This window comes from Halomonas sp. BM-2019 (genome assembly GCF_017584085.1).
The window spans coordinates 1,556,286-1,558,482 of the sequence record NZ_CP071922.1 but is presented as its reverse complement, the minus strand read 5'-3'; the positions used below and the strand labels follow the sequence as shown (position 1 = coordinate 1,558,482).

The following is a 2,197-nucleotide window of genomic DNA, read 5'->3' as shown; positions in this document are numbered from 1 at the left end:
ATAAGTCACTTGTATCGGTTGCAGCGCTGCCGCCCAACGCACTCAGGTTTAGGCTAGGGAAACGAGCTGATTGTGCGACACCAATCTGCGCATTAGCTGCAATTAAACTAGCCTCGGCGGCGCGCACATCGGGTCGACGTTGCAACAACTCCGACGGGGTATAAGCCGGTAGTTGTTGCGGTGTACGCAAATCCGTGAGTTTACTGAGCTCGAACACAATACCTCGAGCGAGATCATCTGGGCTAGCCCCGACTAAAATCGCTAAAGCGCTGCGGGTGAGCTGCTGCGCTTCACGCAAATCGGGTAGGCTGGCTTTCGCAGCAGCAACTGCAGCTTCTGCGCGACGTAAGTTTAAGACGTTGCTCGAGCCGCTGTCATAGCGCAATTGTTCAAGTGCAAGCGTTTGCTCAAGCGAATCGATGTTGGACGTGAGCGCTGCATATTGCTGTTCAATTGCGAGTAAATTAAAGTAGCCGGTGACCACCTCGCTAATTAAGTTCAGTTTGACGGCCTCCGCGCCATAGGTCGACTGCGCAAGCAGCGCACCGGCGGCTTCGCGTTGGCGTGACAAACGTCCCCATAAATCGACTTCATAGGACAACACCCCGGCAACACTCAACTGATTGCGTGGGCTGCCACCACCGAGCGCCGCTGGCATCAAAGTTTCCGGCTGCTGCTCTCGCGCGGCCGATGCTTGTGCGCTTAAAAGCGGCCAACGATTGGCTTGAGCAAAACCAAGCTCTGCTCGTGCTTGCTCAATGCGGGCTAGTTGCGCTTGCAAATCGAGGTTATCGTTAAGCGCACGCTCAACCAGCGTATTTAGGTGAGGATCTTGGTACTGCTGCCACCAATTTTGCCAGTCGTTACGCAACTCAGCTGTTGATGGCATATCCGCAAACCATTCCTGTGGCAACTCCGTATCACGTGACTCATAGTTTGGGCCCATGGTGCAACCACTCAAAAACAGAGTAGTTGCGACACCGAAGGACACGAGTGCTAATTTTGAAAAATGCTTATTCATGTTACGGTCCTTTGGTTAGCTTTTATTGACAGCGACATCTTGCTCGGACGACTGCTTTCGTGCTTTGCGCCACGTGCTCAAATCGTCCAACAGCTTGTACGCGAGTGGCACGAAAATCAGCGCTAAACTACTTGCAGCCAACATACCACCAACCACAACCGTACCAATTTCTTGGCGGCTAACTGCACCAGCACCCGAGGCGATTACCAGCGGGAAGCTGCCGACAACAAAGGTTGCCGCAGTCATGATAATGGCGCGGAAACGTTGCCGTGCAGCAGTGATTGCTGCGTCGGTTGAACTCATGCCTTCTTTCCGGTTTTGGGCGGCGAATTCAACAATCAGAATCGCGTTCTTAGCGGCTAAACCGATTAATACCAACAAACCGACCTGGAAGTACACGTCGTTGGGGAAGCCCCGTAACATTGACGATAACGCAGCACCGAAAACGGCAAACGGAACTGCCGTAGCAACCGCAAACGGCAACGTTAGTCGCTCATATTGCGCGATCAGAATTAGGATAACCATCAGCAAACCAAGTCCGAATGCTGATGCAGCGGCACCGGAAGCTGCATCGAGCTGATAGGCTTCGCCAACCCAGCCCATTTGAATGTTTTCTTCCGACCGGAGGTCGTTAATCACTGCATCAAGAGCGTCCTTTGCTTGGCCTGTGGTATATCCCGGTGCTGGGTCTGCCATGATCTTTGCTGAAGCATAAAGGTTGAAGCGGTTAAGAATATCCGCACCAGCGACTCGTTCAGCGGTGACTAAACTGCTGACTGGAATCATGGCGCCCGAGTTGGCGCGTACAAATACATCACGCAAATTCTCTGGTGACATGCGGTATTCACCTTCGGCTTGCAAGTTCACTTGCCATAAGCGACCTTGATAGGTGAAGTCATTCACATAGGTTGAGCCGAACGTTGCTTGCATCGTGCTGAACAGACTACTTAAAGGCACACCCATCGCTTGCGCTTTCTCACGATCAACGTGAATCAGGTAACGCGGAATATTGGTTTCTAACGTACTCCGCACACCCATCAGTTCCGGGCGCTCGTTGGCTGCTGCGACGGCGCGCTGAGCGATGTTGTTCAAGCGAATTGGGTCTGAGTCACCGCGTAACTGCAAATAACCTTCGACACCTCCAGTTAACGACAAGCCTTGAATTGGAGGTGGCCC

At 52.7% G+C, this 2,197-nt stretch carries 2 protein-coding genes; both read right to left on the bottom strand.

The genetic code is table 11. The features are described from left to right. The coding region (locus J5F18_RS07850; protein WP_346301715.1) for an efflux transporter outer membrane subunit at positions 1-1,021 on the bottom strand (1,021 nt) is incomplete at its 3' end. 15 nt (positions 1,022-1,036) lie between these two features. Further along, positions 1,037-2,197: efflux RND transporter permease subunit (locus J5F18_RS07845; protein ID WP_346301714.1), on the bottom strand; the 1,161-nt coding region annotated here is incomplete at its 5' end.